The following is a 15,417-nucleotide window of genomic DNA, read 5'->3' on the forward strand; positions in this document are numbered from 1 at the left end:
ATGAAACTTGTATTCGCTACCCACAACCCAAATAAACTTAAAGAATTACAGAAATTGGTTCCAGCTTCAATAGAATTGATAAGTCTTGAGACACTTGGATGCCACGACAACATACCCGAAACTAAAAACACACTGGAAGGCAATGCAAGACTTAAAGCGGATTTTATAACGAACAAATATAAGTTACCCTGTTTTGCAGATGACACCGGACTGTTGGTGAATGCCTTACATGGCGAACCGGGTGTGTATTCCGCGCGCTATGCCGGTCCTGAAAACAACGCGCAGGCCAATATGGCCAAATTATTGACCAACCTCAAAGACGCAACGGACCGTACCGCTTTTTTTAAAACGGTTATCGCCCTAAATTTAAATGGTGAAACCCATATATTTGAAGGTAAAATAGATGGGGAAATTACCAAGGCACAACACGGAGAACAAGGATTTGGTTATGACCCTATTTTTAAACCAATGGGTTACGACCAAACATTTTCCCAATTACCATTATCAGAAAAAAACCAAATTAGTCACAGAGGAAGGGCTTTTCAAAAATTAATAGCATATTTAAAGGACACGAATGTTACAAGATAAAAACAAAAGGGAAACGGTAGAAGTTTCGGTCGCATCGGAAAAGGCAGAAGCCATTGGCGGTGTACTTATTGCAATTTTTGCCGCCCTAATGGCCATTTCGCAAATGGTAAACGGTGAATTGGAAGAAGAAATGATGATTGCACATAACAATGTGGTCAGCTACTCTAACTGGTATCAATCTAAAAGCATCAAAGAAAGCCTTAAGGAAAGTGAACATGACTATTTAAACGCCTTGATCAGCACAGGGATAATTTCCGAAGAAAAAATTCCCTTAGTAGAAGAAAAAATTAAGAATGTCCAAAATAAAATCAAAAAATATGGAGCCGAAAAAATTGAAATTCTAAACGGTTCTTCCAGTGTTGGAAAGGATAACTGGACCCAAGACATTGATGGCGAACTTGGTAAAATAACAGGAGTAAAGGAATGGCAAGAACTGGCGGCTTCTTATGACTACGCTACCAAAAAATTTGATTACGGAATGCTTTTTTATCAAATATGCATTGTCTTAGGTGCTGTTTGCATCATTATTTACGATAATCCGCTACTCCAAAAAAGTCTAATCGTATTAATGATAGTATTTGGTATCATTGGTAGCATACTTTCCATCTACGGCTATTTATTGGCCCCTTAATATTACTTGTCAATATATTATACCAGTCCAATAATTCATAGTACCTTTGCAAATTAATTAACGCCGCTGGTATAGCATGTGTTGCGCTGAGTCTAAATAGGTTATATACGATAATCGCTCTATGCAACATTCATATTTGCGATTTAGTATAACATATTTATGACAAAGTTTGAAGCACTGGGACTAGAAAAGTCCTTATTAGATGCTATTACTGATATGGGTTTTGAAACCCCATCAGAAGTACAAGAAAAAGCAATTCCTATTTTATTGGAAAGTGAAACCGACCTAGTTGCCTTAGCGCAAACCGGTACCGGTAAAACAGCCGCATTCGGTTTTCCACTAATTCAAAAAATAGATAGCGATAGTAGAACCACACAAGGTTTGATACTGTCTCCTACCCGTGAGCTTTGCTTACAGATTACAAAAGAAATGCAGGCGTATTCAAAATACGAACGCAATGTAAATGTTGTTGCCATTTATGGTGGCGCCAGCATTACGGAACAAGCAAGACAGATAAAACGAGGAGCTCAAATTATTGTAGCTACACCCGGTAGAATGAAAGATATGATCAGCAGACGTCTTGTTGACATTTCCAAAATTGACTATTGTGTTCTTGATGAAGCTGATGAAATGTTGAACATGGGCTTTATGGAGGATATCAAAGATATTCTTTCCGGAACGCCTAATGATAAATCTACCTGGTTGTTCTCGGCTACCATGCCAAGAGAGGTTGCTATTATCGCTAAGAAATTTATGCATTCACCACAAGAAATTACAGTGGGTGCTAAAAATTCCGGTGCATCTACCGTACAACATGAATATTATGTTGTTGGTGGTAGAGATCGTTACCCTGCCCTTAAGAGATTAGCAGATACCAATCCAGATATTTTTTCAGTCGTTTTCTGCAGAACAAAACGAGATACGCAAAAAGTAGCCGAAAAATTAATTGAAGACGGTTACAATGCCGGTGCATTGCACGGAGATTTAAGTCAGAACCAACGAGATTTGGTCATGAACTCTTTCCGTAAGAAGCAAATTCAAATGCTTGTAGCTACCGATGTTGCTGCGCGTGGTATTGATGTAGATGATATTACACACGTAATCAACTATCAGTTACCAGATGAGATAGAAACGTATACTCACCGTAGCGGAAGAACGGGTAGAGCCGGAAAATCCGGTATTTCTATGGTTATCGTTACCCGTAGTGAGCAACGTAAGATCAGAGCAATTGAAAATAAGATCAATCAAAAATTCCTATCCAAAAAAATTCCTACGGGAATGGAAATTTGTGAAATCCAACTATATCACTTAGCCAATAAGATAAAGGACACGAAAGTTAACGAAGAGGTAGATGCTTACTTACCTGCTATTAACGATGTTCTTGAAGGAATCGATAGAGAAGAGTTGATTAAAAAAATTGTCTCTGTTGAGTTTACAAGATTCTTTAACTATTACAACAAGGCAAAGGACTTAAATTCTTCTGATAGCGGTAGAGACCGTGATAATGGCAGAGCTGAAATACCAACAAGTGGTTCAGTAAGATACTTTGTAAACGTTGGTGAAAGAGACGGTTATGATTGGATGTCTTTAAAAGACTTCATTAGAGATACTGTAGGTTTAGGGCAAGAAGATGTATTTAAAGTAGATGTTAAAGAGAGTTTTTCTTTCTTTAATACCGAGGCAGAAGTCACTCAAAAAATTCTGGATAAGTTTACCGACTTTAAGGTTGACGGACGTTTTGTAAATGTAGAAGTTTCCAAAAACCCTGGCGGTGGCGGTGGTAGCCGTCGCAGAAGCGGTGGTGGCGGCTTCAAAGGCAAAAGAAGCGGTCGCAGGGATGACGGCGGTGGAAAAGGAAGAAGAGATGGTGGTTCGCAGTCTAAAGGACGCAGAAGGGACAGAAGCGAATCTAGTGCTCCAAACTCCGGAAAACGACGAAGCAACAAAAGAAAAGGAGATTTCTTTTAGTTAATTGTATATTAAAAATACGCTTCGGCGTATTTTTTTTATTTTGTTTGCAATTAAATTACGCATCTGTACAATGAAATATTTTTTATCGCTTGCACTTATTTTTACTTCCTTATTAGGTTTTTCCCAAGAAACGGAAGAGGGTCAACGCCTTAATGCAGTTGTAAAAAATGCCCAGACCGATCAGCCGCTTGAGAGTGTTCACGTAGTAAACCTAAACCAGGTTTTTGGTACGATCACCAATGAAAAGGGTGAATTTTCAATTACTGCTGCGGTTAACGATACATTATATTTTTCTTTCCTTGGTTTTAAATCGCAAAAAATTAGGGTTACCAACGATATGTTCAAATTTGAAGGTACTGAAATTGCGTTGACAGAGCTTGCTTATGCCTTAGAAGAAGTAATCGTTAGACCTTATCAACTAACAGGCTATTTGGAAATAGACGTAAAGAACCTTCCTATAAACAATGCCTACCAGTACAGTATTTCTGGCTTAGGTGTAAGCTATGAAGGTGGTAACAAGAACCCAAGTGCAGTAACTAAAGTATTGGGTGCAATTTTAAATCCGGCAGATTTACTACGGAATTTGTTTGGAAAAAAACCTGCACAATTACGAAAGCTTAGACAAATGCGTGAAGATGATGAAATACGCAATTTATTGGCTTCTAAATTCGATAGAGAAACCTTGACGGAATTCCTTCAGCTAGAAAAAGTAGATATTCAAGACATTCTTAATAATTGCAATTATTCCAAATCCTTTATCACTACGGCCAATGACCTTCAGATACTTGATGCCATCAGTAGTTGTTATGAGGAATATAAAGTTCTCAACAGAAAGAAATAATATTTTTTAAAACGGAATCCTTGTTATAGCTTTAAAGCAAATAACAGGAAAATGAAAAACGTATTCTTTCTAGGGCTATTTACCGTATTCTTAATTTCTTGCCAATCAAATTCTAAGCAAGAAGTAAAAACTAATGTCGATACCCAAGCACAAGTAGATACCACTAAGAAGAACCCTAATTTTCAATGGGAAGCTGCTACGGTTTATTTTCTTTTGACCGACCGATTTAACAATGGCAACCCTAACAACGATATCAACTTTGAGCGTGATGAGGAAACAGGAAAGCTTAGAGGTTTTTTAGGAGGTGATATTCAAGGAATTACCCAGAAAATAAAAGAAGGCTATTTTACAGACCTTGGTGTAAATGCCATATGGTTTACCCCTGTTGTTGAACAAATTCATGGTGCTACCGATGAAGGTACCGGAAACACATACGCTTATCATGGATACTGGGCTAAAGACTGGACTGCACTTGACCCCAACTTTGGAACGGACAAGGACTTAGAAACGTTAATTGACACTGCACATAAAAACGGAATACGTATTTTATTGGATGTGGTGTTAAACCATACCGGTCCGGTTACCGATGAAGATCCTGTGTGGCCAGAAGAATGGGTACGCACCTCACCTACCTGCGAATTCACTACCTACGAAAATACGACCGCTTGTACTTTGGTGAACAATTTACCGGATATTCTTACGGAATCTGATGCTGCGGTAAACTTACCCGATGCTTTAATGGCAAAATGGAAAGAGGAAGGTAGATTAAGCGAAGAGCTAGATGAGCTAGAGTTGTTCTTTGATAGAACAGGCTACCCTAGAGCACCTCGTTTTTATATTATTAAATGGCTAACCGACTATATTCATAAATATGGTGTAGATGGGTTTAGGGTAGATACGGTAAAACATGCCAATGAAAATGCATGGGCAGAATTATACAAAGAAGCTTCAGCGGCTTTTGAACTTTGGAAAAAGAAGAATGCTAATAAAGTATTGGACAACAAGCCTTTTTATATGGTAGGTGAAGTGTATAACTATGGTATTTCGGGCGGACAAGAATTTGACCTGGGCGATAAAAAAGTAAATTACTTTGACAACGGATTCAAAAGTCTTATCAACTTTGAACTAAAGACTGATGCCGAAAAAGACTATGAATCTATTTTTAGCAAATACAGCAAACTATTACATACTACATTTAAAGAAAAGAGTGTCTTAAACTATTTAACGTCTCATGATGATGGGCAACCTTTTGACCAAAAAAGGGAGAATCCCAAAAAAGCTGCCAACATATTATTGCTTACCCCAGGGGCATCTCAAATATATTATGGTGATGAAACTGCACGTAGCTTAATTATTGAAGGCACAGAAGGCGATGCTACCTTACGCTCGTTCATGAATTGGAAAGAATTGGATAGCTTGCCAAAAACAAAAGAAATTTTATCTCATTGGCAAAAACTTGGAACGTTTAGAAACGACCATCCTGCTATAGGCGCAGGCATACATAAAAGGATTACCCAAACTCCGTATGTATTTAGTAGATATTTCTCCAAAGATGAATATGTAGATAAAGTCGTTATAGGTTTAAATCTTCCAAAAGGAGAAAAAACCATATCGGTTAAAGGTGTTTTTGGTGATGGCACAAAACTATTTGACCGCTATTCGGAAACCGAAGTTACAGTAGAAAACAATAAGGTAATGCTTGACAATGAAAATGATGTAGTTTTATTAGAACTATTGAATTAGCCTTTTTTAGGTGTTGGAATGCAAAGCAATCCTATTGCCCTCAGTATCTTTTAGCAACCCCATAAATCCGTGTCCCTCGCCTATTTCGGTTTTGGGCTGTAAAATCTGTCCTCCTGCTGTTTTAACTTTATCCAATACGTTGGTAACATCTTCACAACCAAAATAAACCACAGCTCCATGGGTCATACTAGGTTTATATTCTTCATGTACTACCAATGCTCCGCTAGACTGACCAACACTTTGTTTATCCGGAAATAAGCCCATTACAAACTCCCCAAATTGATTTACCGTAATGGTAACATCAAATATGGATTCATAAAATTTTTGAGCTCTATCCATATTCGTTACGGGGATTTCAAACCATGTAATCATAATTAACTATTTAAATTACGTTTTAAATTCTCCAGTCCTTGTTCAAAATCTTTCCCAACCATTTTGTCCATGTTCATAAACAACATCATTATACTCATGGGAAACTTATTTTTACCTGAAAAACCCCAGGTAACCTTACTCTTATTTGGCCCCAATTCTATTAAGTCCATATAAGATTCAGATTCAGACTTGTAGGGTTTTAAAAACCGTAAATCTTGCTCCATGCGCTTGCCGTCAACAATTTTAGTGATTTCTTGCTCTCCCTCTCCTACTTCTTTATTGCCGTTCCAATAACTAATGGCGCCAACAGTACCGTCCGTACCAATTATTTTTTGTTCCATATTGGGGTCTTTTTTAGACCATGGGGACCATTGGTTCTGCTTTTCTAAATATTTAATATGTTCCCAGACCTTGTCCGTTGGGTGGTCTAGTTCAATACTCCTATAAACATGATAATTTTTTGGGGCAATTAACGCAAGAAACAATACTATAAAAAGTAGTATTCCAATTATTATAATGACTGTAAACATATTGGTGGTGAATTGGTTATCTAGAACAAGTTAATAAAAAAATTAACTATCCCTCTCATATCGCTCAAGAATATCATCAATGCTCTTAATGGACTTTTTCGTCCAATCCAAACGCTTGGCAGCCATTTCTTCAGGCGTTAGTTTCCAATCTATTTTCGTGGACTTTAATTGCGAAGTTAAATGTTGAAGAATAATTGCGGCCGATACGGAAATGTTCAAACTTTCGGTAAAACCTACCATAGGTATTTTTAAAGACGTGTCCGCATTTTCTAAAACATACTTACTTAACCCTGTTCTTTCCGTACCAAAGAACAGTGCCAATTTATCCGTTACTTCAAAATCTTGTAGCATTGAACTATTGGCATGCGGACTTGTTGCCACAATTTTGTAGCCTTTGTCCCGTAATACTTCCAGAGCTTCTTTAGAATCTTTGTAGCGAATAATGTCTACCCATTTTTGGGCGCCCATAGCAATTTCACTGTCTAAGCATTGACCGTATTTACGTTCAATAATATGTGCTTGTTGTATACCAAAAGACTCGCAACTACGTATAACCGCACTAGTATTATGCATTTGATAGACATCTTCTATAGCTACTGTAATATGATTGGTGCGTTGATTTAAAACTTCATTAAAACGCGCTATTCTCTCTTTAGAAATAAATTGCTCTAAATATGTTAAAAGCTTTTCATTTATCATGTGAGCAAGATAAGAAAAGTATATTTTTAACCAGAAAGGAGATATATGCAAAACATTGTTGTACTTACAGGCGCTGGAATTTCTGCGGAAAGCGGACTAAAAACATTTAGAGATGCAAATGGTCTGTGGGAAGGCCATGACGTGATGGAGGTAGCAACTCCACAAGGCTTTCAAAAAAACCCGGAACTGGTTCTGGAATTCTACAATCAGCGTAGGAGGCAATTACTGACCGTTGAACCAAATGCCGCACATTTAGCACTAGCAGAATTAGAAACTCATTTTAACGTGGATATCGTTACACAAAATGTAGATGACCTTCATGAACGTGCAGGAAGTTCTAACGTACTTCATTTACATGGTGAACTTTTAAAAGCCAGAAGTATACATGCTGAAAATGAAATTTATGATTGCAGAAAAGATATTTTACTGGGCGATACTTGTGCCAACGGACATCAACTTAGACCACATATTGTTTGGTTTGGAGAAGCGGTTCCTCTTTTAGAGAACGCAATTGCTATCACTAAAAAGGCTGATTGTTTAATTATTATTGGTACCTCAATGCAGGTATACCCCGCAGCTAGTTTAATAGATTATACCCAACCAGACATTCCTATATTTTTTATTGATCCCAAACCGGCATTGACAGGTAATCACCACCTAACCGTAATTTCAAAGAATGCCGTAGAGGGCGTACCTACTTTGGTTGCCTCCCTAATTGATAGATAATACGGGTTTGTTTAACCCACTCCATTATTTCGTTGGTATCCTCTTTGGTAAGTTCAGCGTTATCATGCAAAAATGTATACTCCGTCAATGGCATCTCGCCACTTACGACCACTTCTTCTATTTCTTCCAATAAATGAACTTTTTTATCCAGGGTATAATTCTCCCATTTAGAAAAATTTAAATGCTCTTTTCCTTCCTGAACATGGTCCGCTATCCAATAGGATATTGGAGCAATATTATTATACCATGGGTATGCCGTGTTGTCACTATGGCAATCATAGCAAGAATTTTCAAAAGTTGTCCTTAAACGCTGTGAAGGATTGGTTTCATTAGTAAAAGCTACGGTGTGGTCTCCTGGAGAAATATTTTTTGTAGGACTATAAAACTGCATGGCGATGATAATTATAATAACGCCTAAGCCTATTTTTTTTAGTATTTTCATATTTGGGGGAAATATGAAATAAAGATACGGTTTTATGACAAAGGAAACACTGTGCAATGCTTTGAATTATATCAATGCATCAAGGGAAAAAAGAAGTGAAATGGCTACAACTATTTTATCCCAACCCACATTGATCCCTTTGCTAGTCCAAATTATGAAAGATGATATGGACCCCATATCCTGCAAAGCTAGTTGGGTGCTAGAATTTGTTGCCAAAGATGATATTAACCATATCTACCTAGTTATAGAACCCTTTTTAGATGCTCTACCCTTCTTGTCCTTAGAGTCTTCTATTAGACCGGCATCAAAAATTTGCGAAATGCTGGTAGATAATCATTATAATGGAGGCCAATTAGATTCCAAACTCACAAAAGCCCAAATAAATACCATTGCAGAAATAGCTTTTGATTGGTTGATCGGCGAACATAAAGTGGCCACAAAAGCATATTCCATGACAATATTATTATTGACAGGAAAAACCATTATCTGGATACATGAAGAATTGGAGCAAATTTTAAAACAGAACTACGAAAATGGAAGCGCCGCTTATAAGGCACGTGCTAGAATGACATTAAAATCCCTTAAAAAACTTAAAAATAACTAAGCTTTTTATCTCCCTGCCCCATTTTGGAAATATGCCCTATAACTTCTGCACATAAGTGTTTTAAACTATGTCTCTAATAGGTATATTTGCCGCTTAATAATTCAACCGTTCATTATGTCTCTTAACGCACTTAATGCTATTTCTCCAATAGATGGGCGATACAGCTCTAAAACAAAATCACTTTCTCCTTTTTTTTCAGAAGAAGCGCTAATCAAATATAGGGTTAGGGTAGAAATTGAATATTTTATTGCCCTATGCGAAATACCTTTACCGCAATTGGCAGATTTTGACATAACCAAATTTGAGGCTCTTAGAAAAATATATTCCCAGTTTACCACTGCAGATGCCCAAGAAATCAAAGAGATTGAAAGGACCACCAATCATGATGTTAAGGCGGTAGAATACTTTATTAAAAAGGCATTTGATACCTTAGGACTATCATCATATAAGGAGTTTATTCATTTTGGATTAACTTCCCAGGATATAAACAACACGGCTATTCCCCTTTCCATAAAGGAAGCTATGAATGATGTTTATGTGCCTCAATATCAAGAATTATTAGAGAAAATCAACTCCTTAGCAGAAGAGTGGAGCAATGTACCTATGCTTGCCAGAACCCATGGTCAACCTGCCTCTCCTACCCGCTTGGGAAAAGAAATAATGGTTTATGCAGTGCGTTTAAAAGAGCAGTTTAATTTATTGAACGACATCCCTAGTGCCGCTAAATTTGGTGGCGCAACGGGAAATTTTAATGCACATTTAGTAGCATATCCTGGTATTGATTGGAAAGCATTCGGTCAAAAATTCGTTCAAGAAAAATTGGGTCTTCAACATTCGTTTCCAACAACACAAATTGAGCATTATGACCACATGGCCGCTTTGTTTGATTGTCTTAAGCGCATAAATACGATAATATTGGATTTGGACCGTGATTTTTGGACCTATGTTTCCATGGATTATTTTAAGCAGAAAATTAAGGCTGGCGAAGTAGGCTCATCAGCAATGCCACACAAGGTAAACCCCATAGATTTTGAGAATTCTGAAGGTAATTTAGGTATAGCAAACGCAATTTTTGAACATCTCTCTGCCAAACTACCGGTTTCCAGATTGCAAAGAGATCTTACGGACAGTACCGTTCTACGTAATGTTGGCGTGCCTTTTGCACATACAATGATCGCTTTTCAATCTACCTTAAAAGGATTGAACAAATTACTGCTGAACAAAGTAAAGTTTGAACAAGATCTTGAGAACAATTGGGCCGTTGTAGCAGAGGCTATCCAAACCATTTTAAGGCGAGAAAGTTATCCAAACCCATATGAAGCTTTAAAGGGCTTAACCAGGACCAATGAGACAATAAATCAAAAATCCATAGCCAATTTCATTGACACTTTAGAGGTTTCTAATACCATAAAAGAAGAACTTAAGAAGATAACTCCCAGTAATTATACCGGAATTTAAATCACTTTTAATTCAATTACATTTTTCTTTGGTTCATTTCATTTAAAACTAATGATTTGAATTTCAAAGTTTTAGTTTTGCGTTATTACAACAGTAGTTAAACACAAAATTAAAAGTATATGCAAGCAAATTTCTCTGTAGAAGAATCGGTTAGTAGTCTATGGGATAAATTAGGAGGATGGCTAGATGCCATTATATTAAAATTACCAAATTTCATCATGGCTATTTTGGTAATGTTCTTATTCTATCTTTTGGCCCGGGGTATTCGTAAAGTCTTAAAAAGAACCATTCTCAGAAAAATATCTCAAGTATCCATACAGGAAATCATTGCAAAGGTTGTTTTCGTAACCGTTATACTTATAGGTTTCTTTATAGCACTTGGCGTATTGGACCTTGATAAAGTTTTAACCAGTATATTGGCCGGTGCAGGGGTTGTAGGTTTGGCCATTGGTCTGGCTTTACAGGGCACCTTAAGCAATACGTTTGGCGGTTTGATTCTTTCCTTTATGCCACAACTTAAAATAAATGATTTTATAAAGGCTGATGGCGTATCTGGTTTTGTTACCGAAATAAGCTTACGTAATATCATCATTAAACAACCGGATAATAATGTAGTTGTAATTCCCAATTCTAAATTTATTGATGGTTCTTTTACCAATTATTCCATGAATAATAGAAATAGGATTTTTGTGCATTGTGGCGTTGGTTATGAGAGTGATCTGCAAATGGTAGAGGACCTAACGGTAAAGGTAATACAGGACAATTTTGAACAGAACGATGGGGAGTCCGTAGAGTTTTTCTTTACTGAATTTGGTGACAGTTCCATTAACTTTATGGTTCGTTTTTGGGCAGATTGTATTAACGTTAAACAAGAACATGCTGCCAGACATAAGGCAATAAAATTGATCAAGAAACATTTTGATGAACGGGATATCAATATTCCTTTCCCTATACGCACCTTGGATTTTGGTAAGAATAGTTTACAAATGGTAAGTGAATAAGCTTAAAAAAAATCCCGTTGCGCAATTACAACGGGATTTTTTACAATTCAAAAAACAACTTACTTATTTATTTGTACTTCATGTGGATAAGGTATTTCAATACCTGCTTTGTCCAATGCATGCTTACTTCCTTCTATCGTAGCAAAAAATACATCCCAATAATCTTCTGGCTTACAAAATGGCCTTACCACCAAATTAACGGAACTATCTGCCAATTCAGAAACATTTACTGATGGGGCCGGGTCTTTTAAAACCTTAGGGTTGGCCACTAACATATCCAATAAAACTTCTTTGGTTTTCTTTAGGTCAGAACCATAATCTACCCCAACTGTCGTATCTACCCTCATTTTACCTTCAGCAGTATAATTTATAATATTACCGTTAGCCATGGCCCCATTAGGTATAATGGCCAATTTATTCTGGGGAGTAACCAATTTTGTGGTAAAAATTTCAATTTCCTTTACATTGCCCAATACACCTTGAGCTTCAATTAAATCTCCAATTTTGTAAGGCTTAAAAATGATCAACAATACACCCCCGGCAAAATTGGAAAGTGAACCTTGTAATGCCAAACCAATGGCCAAACCTGCTGCCGCTATTACCGCCGCAAAAGTAGTAGTTTCTACACCTAGTACTGAAATCACAGTAATTAATAAAAAGATGGTAAGTGCCCACTTTACTAAACTCAACAAAAATTTCTGTAACGATTCATCGTATTCCTGGGCGGACATTCCTTTTCTTACCAACCCTACCAATTTCCTAATAATCCATGAGCCAATTACATACATGAGAATGGCTATAATTACTTTAGGTCCGTATTCTAATAATAAATCAATTCCTTTGTCAATCCATAATTGTACTTTTTCCATATTCTTTAATGTGTTTTAGGTTGTAATTAATTGTTCTTATTTATAAGACACCAAATTGTGCAAAAAGTCACTTTTACTTTTCATATACATTTTAAATCACAAAAAAACCCGTTATCATTGATAACGGGTTTTAAATTATTTTTTTATAAAACTTAATTTTTAAATAAATTTCCCAATTGTTCCAATCCTTCTCCTTTAAGTTCAGATTTCTCCATTGCCTTGATTAACTTTACAAAACTGGCCGGGTTCATATCATTGCCCAATACACGTATCAGTATTAAGCCTTTTTCATCACTATCACCATAAACTACAATTTCGTCTATGGAGTCATCATCGCCCTTTAACTGTATAGTAGCCTTACCATATGCCGTATTCATTTTCATGAGCTCACTAAAATCATCACCCTTTAAAATAGTCTTTATGGTTGCTTTCTGCACTTCATAATCTGCCGTATTCGCTTCATTTTTCTTAAAGGCCAAAATATTCAGCTTTTTAAGTGAACTGGCAGTTTTTTCTTGAGCCTCACTTAAATTTACCTTTTCCATGTTCAATAAACTGGCGGGTACATCAAAGGACATAAAATTTGGGTTTTCTGAACTGGAGACAAAATACTGCTGTAAACTTTGTCTAGACGAGCATGAGCTAACCATAATGACCAACAAAAGGGAGAAAATCCAATATAAATTTTTCATAAGTATCCGTTGTTAAACAACGAAAGCCTAATCAAAATGAAAAGGCTTTTCGCATATTTTTAATTATTTACCAGAAGCTTTATTCAAGTCTTTTGGTAAGTTCATCTTATTGGTCAATGAACCAATTTTATTTAAGTCAATGTCTCCTGTAAGGCTTACAAGAACAGTTTCAAGTTTGCGCCCATGGTGACCAACTTCTACATTCTCCAAACCGGAAACGAACATTAGCAATTCTGTAACGTGGTCTTTTTTATTACCATCCCTTACGTAGAATTTAACGTTAACATCCTTATCCTTAACCCGCATTAACTCTTCAAGTTTTGAGGATTTTAGATACTTTTTAACTGTTGCCGTCATATCTGCTGCCACTGAGGCGTCTTCCGTCATAAATACCTTAACGTTCTTTAAACCACTTGCAATGTCCATAAACTCCTTGGCTTCGGCATCATCGCTCATACTGCCAATTTTAGAGACTAGGTCTATCATACCCTTGTTTACGATTACAGAACCCACATTGTCCATATTTTCGTATTTATCGAATACGGATTGTGAAAAGCCTGTTAATGGTAACATGGCCAATAAAAATACTACTACTACTTTTTTCATGATTGTTGCTTTTTGGACCATTTCACTAAACACTAGTTTTCTTGGTCGATTAATTGATGAATATTTGTTGTTCTTGTATGATGTGTTGTGTAAGGGCCATCATAACCTGAACCTATTATTAATTACCCTTATTCCCTGCTTTACCTAATTGATCGCCACCGGGCAGATCCATTTTGTCCGTTAACTTGGATACTGATTTTAAATTGATATCACCGGTTAATGATAACAGTACGGTTTCTAATTTTTTACCATTGATATCAATGTCCATTTCCTTCATGCCGGTCACGAACATTAGCAATTCTTTTACGTGATCACTATCCTTACCTTCCTTTACATAGAATTTTACATTTGAACTACCGTCACGCACGCGCATTAATTCTTCAAAAGAAGAGCTCTTTAACCTATTGCTTACCCAACTGTCAACATCTTTACTAATAGAAGGGTCTTCTGTGGTTATTACCTTAAAACTTGTAATTGAATTTACTAGTTCAAAAAATTCTTTTGCCTCTGGATCATCTGAGCTAACACTCATTTTCCCCAACATCTGAAACATTTTTGGCTGCATGGCAACAAAGGTCACCTTATCATTATCCTCATATTTATCAAAAATATCTTGAGCATTACTAATTACGGGGGCTAACACTAAAAGCGCTAAGACTATTATCTTTTTCATTTTAATTTTTTTTCGTTAAAAATTTATTCGTTGTTTTTTCAAATTCCTCTAAATGGTTCAGTTGTTCCGTACCTTTATTAAAGTTCATTGCCAATAAGGCAAAAGCCTCTTTTGCAGATTCAATTTCCTCTGGTGTATACTCATCTGCAAGAGTAACAGGAGTTGGTGTAGGTTGATAAAAATATAACCCTACCATAAAGACCGCTATAGCTGCAACGGAAGCCCATTTCAAATAATTTCTTCTAGGTTTTAATGGCACCTGCTTTGTAAAGCGTTCTTCTTTGGCTTTGGTAAAGTAATTGAACAAAGGTGCATGCTGCTCTAAATGTGGAGCTATATTACCCTCTTCAAAGTACTTCCTAAGTAGCTCTTCTTCCGCAACCGTAGTAGTTGCTTCAAAATACTTTTCTATTAATTTTTCTATGTTATGCAATTCCATAATTATGCTTTTCCATTAATTTTTCCCTTACGGTTTTTCTTGCCCTGGACAAAGCTACCCGTATGGCCGTAGGTTTCATATCCAGTAATTTTTCTATTTCCTCATATTCATATTGTTCTACATCCCGTAGTTGCAAAACCATTTTTTGCTGCTCCGGTAACTCATCCAAAATACGTTCTACCCAATTAATACTATCCTTTGCCTCTACTTGGCTCTGTAAAGATGCATTACTATCCGTATAATTGCTATGTACCAATTTTAAATTTCCTGCTTGTTTGGACTTTAACCGGTCCAAACAGAAATTCTTGGTCATGGTCATTGCAAATGCCTCTACGTTGTTATAAGACGCCATTTTTCCTTTTTTGGACCACAACTTGACCAGTATCTCTTGGGTAGCATCCTCTGCTTCTTCCGTTGATACCAATAATCTTTTGGCCATTCTAAAAAGCTTATCCTTAAAAGGCATTACAATATTTAAAAACTCTGTTTGTTTCATTTCAGGTTTGGCTGTTCATAAGCTTGTTAACAGGCT

General features: G+C 36.6%; 19 protein-coding genes. 9 read left to right on the forward strand and 10 right to left on the reverse strand.

What is annotated here, in order from left to right; translation table 11 throughout:
• From ABVM52_RS00190 to ABVM52_RS00210, 5 genes are all read left to right on the forward strand, one after another.
• On the forward strand, nt 1–588 hold the full coding sequence (locus tag ABVM52_RS00190; protein ID WP_405382514.1) for a non-canonical purine NTP diphosphatase: 588 nt from the start codon (nt 1–3) through the stop codon (nt 586–588).
• Nucleotides 575–1,219, forward strand: a complete 645-nt coding sequence (locus tag ABVM52_RS00195; protein ID WP_405382517.1) for a DUF4337 domain-containing protein — start codon at nt 575–577, stop codon at nt 1,217–1,219. The genes ABVM52_RS00190 and ABVM52_RS00195 overlap by 14 nt, the downstream gene beginning before the upstream one ends.
• Before the next feature lie 159 nt (nt 1,220–1,378).
• Complete coding sequence (locus ABVM52_RS00200) at nt 1,379–3,187, forward strand: DEAD/DEAH box helicase (protein WP_405382519.1); 1,809 nt, start codon at nt 1,379–1,381, stop codon at nt 3,185–3,187.
• A gap of 73 nt (nt 3,188–3,260) precedes the next feature.
• On the forward strand, nt 3,261–4,031 hold the full coding sequence (locus tag ABVM52_RS00205; RefSeq protein WP_405382521.1) for a carboxypeptidase-like regulatory domain-containing protein: 771 nt from the start codon (nt 3,261–3,263) through the stop codon (nt 4,029–4,031).
• A gap of 51 nt (nt 4,032–4,082) precedes the next feature.
• Entirely contained in the window at nt 4,083–5,774 is a 1,692-nt protein-coding gene (locus ABVM52_RS00210; RefSeq protein ID WP_405382523.1) for an alpha-amylase family glycosyl hydrolase, read from the forward strand.
• Nucleotides 5,775–5,780: 6 nt separating this feature from the next.
• Here the strand turns inward: ABVM52_RS00210 and ABVM52_RS00215 are convergent, their stop codons facing one another.
• The 3 genes from ABVM52_RS00215 to ABVM52_RS00225 are packed head-to-tail and all read right to left on the reverse strand — an operon-like array spanning nt 5,781 to nt 7,372.
• Nucleotides 5,781–6,146, reverse strand: a complete 366-nt coding sequence (locus ABVM52_RS00215; protein ID WP_405382525.1) for a VOC family protein — start codon at nt 6,144–6,146, stop codon at nt 5,781–5,783.
• A gap of 2 nt (nt 6,147–6,148) precedes the next feature.
• On the reverse strand, nt 6,149–6,676 hold the full coding sequence (locus ABVM52_RS00220) for an SRPBCC family protein (RefSeq protein ID WP_405382527.1): 528 nt from the start codon (nt 6,674–6,676) through the stop codon (nt 6,149–6,151).
• Nucleotides 6,677–6,718: 42 nt separating this feature from the next.
• Complete coding sequence (locus ABVM52_RS00225) at nt 6,719–7,372, reverse strand: TrmH family RNA methyltransferase (protein ID WP_405385149.1); 654 nt, start codon at nt 7,370–7,372, stop codon at nt 6,719–6,721.
• A gap of 48 nt (nt 7,373–7,420) precedes the next feature.
• Between ABVM52_RS00225 and ABVM52_RS00230 the strand changes: the two genes are divergently transcribed.
• Nucleotides 7,421–8,101, forward strand: a complete 681-nt coding sequence (locus tag ABVM52_RS00230; RefSeq protein WP_405382529.1) for an SIR2 family NAD-dependent protein deacylase — start codon at nt 7,421–7,423, stop codon at nt 8,099–8,101.
• On the opposite strand, the gene ABVM52_RS00235 is transcribed toward ABVM52_RS00230, so the two are convergent.
• Complete coding sequence (locus tag ABVM52_RS00235; RefSeq protein ID WP_405382531.1) at nt 8,070–8,543, reverse strand: heme-binding domain-containing protein; 474 nt, start codon at nt 8,541–8,543, stop codon at nt 8,070–8,072. The two genes, ABVM52_RS00230 and ABVM52_RS00235, sit on opposite strands and share 32 nt — an antisense overlap.
• A 34-nt stretch (nt 8,544–8,577) precedes the next feature.
• Between ABVM52_RS00235 and ABVM52_RS00240 the strand changes: the two genes are divergently transcribed.
• The 3 genes from ABVM52_RS00240 (at nt 8,578) to ABVM52_RS00250 (ending at nt 11,606) form a co-directional block, all read left to right on the forward strand.
• On the forward strand, nt 8,578–9,147 hold the full coding sequence (locus ABVM52_RS00240; protein WP_405382533.1) for an adenylosuccinate lyase: 570 nt from the start codon (nt 8,578–8,580) through the stop codon (nt 9,145–9,147).
• A gap of 114 nt (nt 9,148–9,261) precedes the next feature.
• Nucleotides 9,262–10,605, forward strand: coding sequence for an adenylosuccinate lyase (gene purB, locus ABVM52_RS00245; protein WP_405382535.1), 1,344 nt, complete (start codon nt 9,262–9,264; stop codon nt 10,603–10,605).
• Between the two features lie 119 nt (nt 10,606–10,724).
• Entirely contained in the window at nt 10,725–11,606 is an 882-nt protein-coding gene (locus ABVM52_RS00250; protein ID WP_405382537.1) for a mechanosensitive ion channel family protein, read from the forward strand.
• Between the two features lie 59 nt (nt 11,607–11,665).
• Here ABVM52_RS00250 and ABVM52_RS00255 read toward each other — a convergent pair whose 3' ends face one another.
• The 6 genes from ABVM52_RS00255 to ABVM52_RS00280 form a co-directional block, all read right to left on the reverse strand.
• Nucleotides 11,666–12,475: a mechanosensitive ion channel family protein gene (locus tag ABVM52_RS00255; RefSeq protein ID WP_405382539.1), complete on the reverse strand. Its 810-nt coding sequence runs from the start codon at nt 12,473–12,475 to the stop codon at nt 11,666–11,668.
• 152 nt (nt 12,476–12,627) lie between these two features.
• Nucleotides 12,628–13,167: a DUF4252 domain-containing protein gene (locus ABVM52_RS00260; protein WP_405382541.1), complete on the reverse strand. Its 540-nt coding sequence runs from the start codon at nt 13,165–13,167 to the stop codon at nt 12,628–12,630.
• 63 nt (nt 13,168–13,230) lie between these two features.
• Nucleotides 13,231–13,773 (reverse strand): DUF4252 domain-containing protein, encoded by a 543-nt coding sequence (locus ABVM52_RS00265; protein WP_405382543.1) that lies wholly within the window; start codon nt 13,771–13,773, stop codon nt 13,231–13,233.
• A gap of 118 nt (nt 13,774–13,891) precedes the next feature.
• Nucleotides 13,892–14,446 (reverse strand): DUF4252 domain-containing protein, encoded by a 555-nt coding sequence (locus tag ABVM52_RS00270; RefSeq protein ID WP_405382545.1) that lies wholly within the window; start codon nt 14,444–14,446, stop codon nt 13,892–13,894.
• A 1-nt stretch (nt 14,447) separates the two neighbouring features.
• Nucleotides 14,448–14,885 carry a hypothetical protein gene (locus ABVM52_RS00275; protein ID WP_405382547.1) on the reverse strand — a complete coding sequence of 146 codons (438 nt, stop codon included), beginning with the start codon at nt 14,883–14,885 and terminating at the stop codon, nt 14,448–14,450.
• Nucleotides 14,872–15,381 (reverse strand): RNA polymerase sigma factor, encoded by a 510-nt coding sequence (locus ABVM52_RS00280; RefSeq protein WP_405382549.1) that lies wholly within the window; start codon nt 15,379–15,381, stop codon nt 14,872–14,874. The genes ABVM52_RS00275 and ABVM52_RS00280 overlap by 14 nt, the downstream gene beginning before the upstream one ends.
• Nucleotides 15,382–15,417: the final 36 nt, after the last annotated feature.

The organism is Maribacter sp. LLG6340-A2, assembly GCF_045057105.1.
Lineage (GTDB): Bacteria > Bacteroidota > Bacteroidia > Flavobacteriales > Flavobacteriaceae > Maribacter.